At 71.0% G+C, this 6209-nt stretch carries 6 protein-coding genes; 2 read left to right on the plus strand and 4 right to left on the minus strand.

Going from position 1 to position 6209, the window contains the following annotated elements; translation table 11 throughout:
- Window positions 1–119: 119 nt before the first annotated feature.
- Window positions 120–1151 carry an NAD-dependent epimerase/dehydratase family protein gene (locus FNH08_RS42085; RefSeq protein ID WP_322726335.1) on the plus strand — a complete coding sequence of 344 codons (1032 nt, stop codon included), beginning with the start codon at window positions 120–122 and terminating at the stop codon, window positions 1149–1151.
- A 15-nt stretch (window positions 1152–1166) separates the two neighbouring features.
- On the opposite strand, the gene FNH08_RS42090 is transcribed toward FNH08_RS42085, so the two are convergent.
- Entirely contained in the window at window positions 1167–1796 is a 630-nt protein-coding gene (locus FNH08_RS42090) for an LUD domain-containing protein (RefSeq protein ID WP_152776788.1), read from the minus strand.
- A 157-nt stretch (window positions 1797–1953) separates the two neighbouring features.
- Here FNH08_RS42090 and sigJ point away from each other — a divergent pair, with 157 nt between their 5' ends.
- Entirely contained in the window at window positions 1954–2907 is a 954-nt protein-coding gene (gene sigJ, locus FNH08_RS42095) for an RNA polymerase sigma factor SigJ (protein ID WP_152776789.1), read from the plus strand.
- 69 nt (window positions 2908–2976) lie between these two features.
- On the opposite strand, the gene FNH08_RS42100 is transcribed toward sigJ, so the two are convergent.
- The 3 genes from FNH08_RS42100 to ureG all read right to left on the minus strand — a co-directional run bounded on the left by FNH08_RS42100 (window position 2977) and on the right by ureG (window position 6150).
- The gene (locus tag FNH08_RS42100) at window positions 2977–4572 is read right to left on the minus strand and encodes an alpha/beta hydrolase (protein ID WP_152776791.1); all 1596 of its coding nucleotides are present in this window, start codon (window positions 4570–4572) and stop codon (window positions 2977–2979) included.
- A gap of 145 nt (window positions 4573–4717) precedes the next feature.
- Complete coding sequence (locus tag FNH08_RS42105; protein WP_152776792.1) at window positions 4718–5476, minus strand: urease accessory protein UreD; 759 nt, start codon at window positions 5474–5476, stop codon at window positions 4718–4720.
- Window positions 5473–6150, minus strand: coding sequence for an urease accessory protein UreG (gene ureG, locus FNH08_RS42110; protein ID WP_152776790.1), 678 nt, complete (start codon window positions 6148–6150; stop codon window positions 5473–5475). The genes FNH08_RS42105 and ureG overlap by 4 nt, the downstream gene beginning before the upstream one ends.
- Window positions 6151–6209: the final 59 nt, after the last annotated feature.

The raw sequence follows: 6209 nt of genomic DNA on the forward strand, positions 1-6209 counted from the left end.
GGAATGGGTAGGGGCGGCGGGGGCGAAAAACACACCGGCCCCCACAGCCGCTCTGCTCCTCGCTAAACCCCCTGGGAAACCCACCCGACGCCCCATACGGTCACCTCATGACACGAGCTGTGGTGATCGGAGCGACAGGACAGATCGGACGCGTGGCCGTGGCCGCGCTGGCGAAGGACGGCTGGGACGTGACGGCCGTCTCACGGGGAGGCGGACGGGACGACGGCTGGCCCGAGACGGTGCGGACCGAGGCCGCCGACCGCTCGGACGACACCGCCCTGGCCGCCGTCATCGGAGACGGCTGCGACGTGGTGGTGGACATGGTCGCCTACGGCACGGAGCACGCACGGCAGTTGACCAACCTCGCCGACCGCGTCGGCTCGGCCGTGGTGATCTCCAGCGTGTCGGTGTACGAGGACGACAAGGGCCGCAACTTCGACACCCAGGCGGAGCCGGACGGCTTCCCCGAGTACCCCGTGCCCCTCTCCGAGGAGCAGCGCACCGTCCAGCCGGGCGAGACCTCGTACAGCACCCGCAAGGCGGCCCTGGAGCGCGAGTTCCTCGCCGTCGCCGACCGGCTGCCGACCACGCTGCTGCGGGCCGGCGCGATCCACGGACCGTACTGCCGCACGCCCCGCGAGCTGTACTTCGTGAAGCGCAACCTGGACGGGCGCCCCCAGCGCGTCCTCGCCTACGGCGGCCTGAGCCGTTTCCATCCGGCGAGCGTCCACAACATCGCCGAACTGATCCGCCTCGCCGCCGCCCGCCCCGGCTCACGCGCCCTCAACGCCGTCGATCCGGACGCGCCGACGGTGGCGGAGATCGCGACGGCGATCGACGAGGTGATGGGTGTCGAGCCGGAGAGCGTGCCGAGCGTGCTGGTCGAGGGCCCGGCCCCGTCCGCCACCGTGGGCGACACACCGTGGTCGGTGCCGGCGCCCGTGGTCTGCGACATGTCGGCGGCGGAACGGGAGCTGGGCTACCGCCCGGTGGTCCGGTACGCGGAGTCGCTCCCGGACACCGTCGCCTGGATCGAGCGCCAACTGGACGGCCGGGACTGGCGGGAGGCGTACCCCAAGATGTTCGCGGCGTACGGGGATCTCTTCGACTACGCGGCGGAGGACGCGTGGCTGGCCGGACGGCGGACGTGAGGAGCTCCTGGTGGTTCAGAATCCGATGGCTTCGCGGAGCAGCAGGACGGTGCCACGTCCCGGCTGGTGTTCCGCGTTGAGGATGAGGAGGCGGTTGACGGCGCTGGGCCACCCGTAGGCTTCCCGGGTGCGGGCGCTTTCCAGCGGCAGGCAGTGGTCCTCGACGCGCCGCAGCGCGGTGTCCAGGTCGGGTACCACCTTCTGCGCCCCGACGATCCAGATCGCGCGGGCGGCGCCGCCGGCGTAGCCGGGCAACTGGCTTCCGCTGCCCGAGGCGACCACGAGGGAGCCGGTTTCGGTGAGCGCGGCGACGCTGCCCACGATGACGTCGGGGCCGGCGAGCAGCCGCCGGATGTCGTCGGCGCCGGTGACGCGGTCCATGGCCAGTACGCGTGGCTTGATGGCCTGGTACCGTCCGCCGGCGTTGATGTCCTCCTCGATGCCGGACAGGCGGAGGGTCTCGCTGGCCACGGTGAACACGCCGGCGCCCTCCGGTATCAGATCCTTGATGCGGGTACGCGCGGCGGCGGCGTCGTCGAGGATCTCCACGGTGAAGCCGTGTGCGGTCAGCGCGCTGGCCGCCCGCTCCAGGCGCTGTGCGGGCGCCGGGTCGGCGAACGATGTTGCCGGCATGGGGGTAGTCATGATGTCTCCGGGCTTCCTGTCGCTGGATGATGTGTTCGTCCCAGCGGTTCGACAAGACAGCGCCCCGGAATGTGAGGCGGCGCACCGGCCTCACATTCCGGTGCGCTGTCTTGTCGAACGGGTGAGGGCAGATGCGACCAAGGGAGCCGTCGGCACCATGACCACCCGATCCGGACCAGGACACGGCCGGCCCGATCCGGGCCTGGACGCGATCATGAGCGAGCGGCGTCAGCTGATCAATGTCGCCTACCGGCTCCTGGGCTCCCTGGCCGAGGCCGAGGACGCCGTCCAGGAGACCTACGCCCGCTGGTACGCCATGTCCCCGCAGCAGCAGGACGCCGTCCGATCCCCCGGTGCCTGGCTGACGACGGTCACCAGCCGCATCTGCCTCAACCTGCTGAGCTCCGCCCGGGCCCGGCGAGAGACCTACGTGGGCGAATGGATCCCCGAACCGCTACCCGAACGTACGGAGTGGAGCACCGGTCGGCCGGGCGGTACCACCGTCGACCCGGCCGACCGGGTCACCCTGGACGAGTCGGTCAACCTGGCCTTCCTGGTCGTGCTCGAATCGATGACCCCGGCCGAACGCGTCGCGTTCGTCCTCCACGATGTCTTCTGCCACTCCTTCGCCGAAGTGGCCGAGATCGTCGGCCGTACCCCGGCGGCATGCCGCCAGTTGGCCTCCTCGGCCCGCCGCCGCATCCGGGCCTCGCGGCCTGCCTCGACGCCGGCAGCCCAGCGCGCCGGCATCGTCAGGGACTTCCGGCAGGCGTGGGAGGCCAAGGACATCGACGCCCTCGTCGGCCTGCTCGACCCCGACGCCACGGCGATCGCCGACGGCGGCGGCCTCGCCACGACCTTCCTGCACCCCATCGAAGGCGGCGAGCAGATCGCGCACGCCTGGGTCGACATCGCCCGCCGGAGGCCCGGCAACATGACGCTCCTGGAGCGTACGGTCAACGGTCAGCCCGGTCTGGTGGCTCAGCAGGACGGCGTCACCGTGACGGTGCTCGCGTTCGACGTCGCGGGCGACCGGATCAAGCACATCTGGGTGGTACGCAACCCCGAGAAACTCCTTCGCTGGACGGCGGGCTACTGGACGACGGGCTAGGCGCGCGGGCACCCATGGGGAAGGGGGCGGCCGGAGAGATCCGACCGCCCCCTTCAGTCACGACACGACCTACGGCTTGGGCGTGGCGTGCGGTGCGCACGTCACGTCGGCCTTGCCCACCTCGCCGGTGAGCAGGTAGGTGTCCACGCGCTCGTTGATGCACGGGTTCGTCAACCCGGTGACGCCGTGCGAGCCCGCGTCCTTCTCGGTGATGAGGCGGGAGCCCTTGAACCGCTTGTGCAGTGCGACGCCGCCCTCGTACGGGGTGGCCGCGTCGCGCTCGGCCTGGACGATCAGGACCGGTGGCAGGCCCTTCTTCGTCTTCACCTCGACCGGGGTGTGCTGCTTGGACTTCCAGGTGGCGCAGGGCAGGTTCAGCCATGCGTTCGCCCAGGTCATGAACGGGTAGTCCTTGTGCAGCCGCGTGTTGTCGCGGTCCCAGGTCTTCCAGCTCGTGGGCCACTTGGCGTCGGCGCACTCGACCGCGGTGTAGACGGCGGTGCCGTTCTCCGAGGCGGCGTTGCCGGCGGTGTCGGTGAGGTCCGGCGCGGCTGCGTCGACGAGCGCCTGGGTGTCCCCGGCTGCGTACTTGCTCCACACGGTGGCGGTGGGCACCCACGCGGAGTCGTAGTACGGGGCGCTCTGGAAGAAGGAGATCAGCTCGGCCGGGCCGACGAGCCCGCCGATCGGGTCCGCCTTCGCGGTGGCCCGCAACTCCAGCCACTCCGCCTGTACTTCGGCCGGGGTGTCACCGAGATGGAAGGTCGCGTCGTTCTGCGCGACCCACTTGATCCAGTCCTTCCAGCGGCCCTCGAAGGCGATGTCCTGGTCCAGGTTGGCCTGGTACCAGATCTTCTCCCGCGACGGGTTGACGACGCTGTCGGCGACCATGCGGCGCACATGGGTCGGGAACAGCGTGCCGTACACGGCGGCGATGTACGTGCCGTACGAGACGCCGAGGAAGTTGAGCTTCTTCTCGCCCAGGGCGGCACGGATGACGTCCAGGTCGCGGGCGGTGTTCGGCGTCGTCATGTGCGGCAGCATCGCGCCGCTGCGCTCCTTGCAGCCGTCCGCGTACTCGGCGGCGAGCTTGCGCTGGGCGCTCTTGTCGGCCTCGGAGTCCGGGACCGGGTCCATCTTGGGCGCCTTGACGTACTCCTGCGGGTCGATGCAGGAGATGGGCGCGGAGTGGCCGACGCCGCGCGGGTCGAAGCCCACGAAGTCGTACGCCTTCGCCGTGTTCGCCCAGAGCGGGTTCTTCGTCGTGACCCGGCGCGGGAAGCGCAGGCCCGAACCGCCCGGCCCGCCCGGGTTGTAGACGAGGGCGCCCTGCCGCTCGGACTTGGTGCCCGTGTTGCCGATGCGGTCGACGGCGAGCTTGATCTGCTTGCCGTACGGCTTGGCGTAGTCGAGCGGCACCGTCACCCAGCCGCACTGGATCGGCTTCTCCAGGCCCCAGTCCTCGGGGCAGTCCTTCCAGTCGATGCCCTTCTTTGCGGCCTTGGCCGCCGCTACGGCCGCGCCGCGCGCCTCCGGGTCCTTGACAGTGCGGGCGTCCGCGCTGGCCGAGGGCGCGGTGACCGCGCCGGCTATCAGTGCTGCCGTGACGAGCGCTCCCGCGGATCCGAACGCCGCCGCGCGCCTTGTGGGTCGCCTGCCTCTCAGACTCAAGTGAGAACTCCCCCTACCTAGTTGCGAATGGTCACGGGGGATCCTCTCGGCTGTGAGGCGGCTGAGAACAGATGCGGCGCGGCTTCTTTACTATTCCGATAACCGGTGTGCGACGTTCCGTTGAGCGGTGAGGCCCCTGTCAGTCGAGTGACGCGAGCGCCTCGTCGAGCACGCGCCGCAGCCTCAACGCATCACTCGCGAGCGCCGTCACGAGAACGCCGGGCCCTGCGAGCGGGCTGAGGGAGGCGTACTCACCGAGCACCCTCGGTTCGGGCAGCCGTTCCTCGAACTCGGGCCGTACGATGACGAGTTGCCCGAGCGCGCGACATCCCGCCAGCACGGCGGGCCCGTCCCATCCTCCCGGAGCACCCGGCCCGCACGCCACCTCCTGATCGAGCAGCGTCCGCCCGTCCAGCCTGACGGTGAGACGACTGGTGAGCCGCCCCGGTTCCTCCCCGGTCCGTCCGAGCACCTGCTCCTCACGGAAGACGAGCCGGGCACCGGGTGCCAGCTCGACACGCGAGGACACCTCCAGCTCACTCCCCTTCGCTGAGATCAACTGCTCGGGCAGCCAGCGGAGTTCGCCCCCGTTGGCGACGGTGAGCCGCACGTCGTAGCGCGCCTCGCCCTTCGCCTGGCCCGGCAGGGCGATGGTCGCGGCAGCCGACCCGACATGCAGCCGGGCCCTCTCCCCGACTTCCGCCTCCACGGCGAAGCGGTCCCCGCCGAGCGGACCGCTCATGGCCCCGACGAGCATGACGCGCGCCTCGTCGCCCCGGGCCCGGGTTCGCCGCAGCGCGAGCGGTCCGTCGCCTTCCAGCACGGGGAGCGCGGTCCTGCCGCGCCCGTCGTCCCGCGCCGAGATCCGCGCGGTGGCCCGTACGCCCGCCGTCGTCATGCCGTCCACGCGGCGAGCTGCCCCCGCACCCAGGCGGCCACGGCCGAGACACCGCTCTCGCTCCTGAGCGACTGGAACACCACCGGCAGTTCGGCCCGTTGCGCCTTCGCGTCCGCGGCCATGCGGGCGAGATCGGAGCCGACGTGGGGGGCGAGGTCCGTCTTGTTGACCACGAGCAGGTCGGCGGTGGTGACGCCGGGCCCGCCCTTGCGCGGGATGTCGTCCCCGCCGGCGACATCGATGACGAAGATCTGCGCGTCCACGAGTCCCTTGGAGAAGGTCGCGGTGAGGTTGTCGCCCCCGGACTCGACGAGGATGAGATCCAGCGGCCCCACCTCGTCCTCCAGATCCTCGACGGCCTCCAGGTTCGCCGAGATGTCGTCCCGGATGGCGGTGTGCGGACACGCTCCCGTCTCCACGGCGGTGATCCGCTCCGGCGGCAGCACGGCCTCCCGGAGCAGGAACTCGGCGTCCTCCCTGGTGTAGATGTCGTTCGTGACGACAGCGAGGGAGAGTTCGTCCCGCAGGGTCCGGCAGAGGGCGGCGACGGTGGCGGTCTTGCCGGAGCCGACGGGGCCGCCGAGCCCTATGCGGAGGGCCCGGCGAGTCCCGTCGGCCCGGTGCGCGTCGGCGCTTACGGCGGAGGGCCCGTCGTGCGAGTGGTCGAGATGCATGGCAGCGGCTCCCGTTCGTTGGTCTTGAGCTTGGACGTGGGCTGGGGTCGGGGTCGGGC

It is taken from the genome of Streptomyces spongiae (assembly GCF_009377185.1).
Taxonomy (GTDB): domain Bacteria; phylum Actinomycetota; class Actinomycetes; order Streptomycetales; family Streptomycetaceae; genus Streptomyces; species Streptomyces spongiae.

Coding starts and splice junctions, on each gene's coding strand:
- FNH08_RS42105 (WP_152776792.1), bottom strand. CDS start 5,476: ATGACGACGGCGGGCGTACGGGCCACCGCGCGGATCTCGGCGCGGGAC.
- FNH08_RS42090 (WP_152776788.1), bottom strand. CDS start 1,796: ATGACTACCCCCATGCCGGCAACATCGTTCGCCGACCCGGCGCCCGCA.
- ureG (WP_152776790.1), bottom strand. CDS start 6,150: ATGCATCTCGACCACTCGCACGACGGGCCCTCCGCCGTAAGCGCCGAC.
- sigJ (WP_152776789.1), top strand. CDS start 1,954: ATGACCACCCGATCCGGACCAGGACACGGCCGGCCCGATCCGGGCCTG.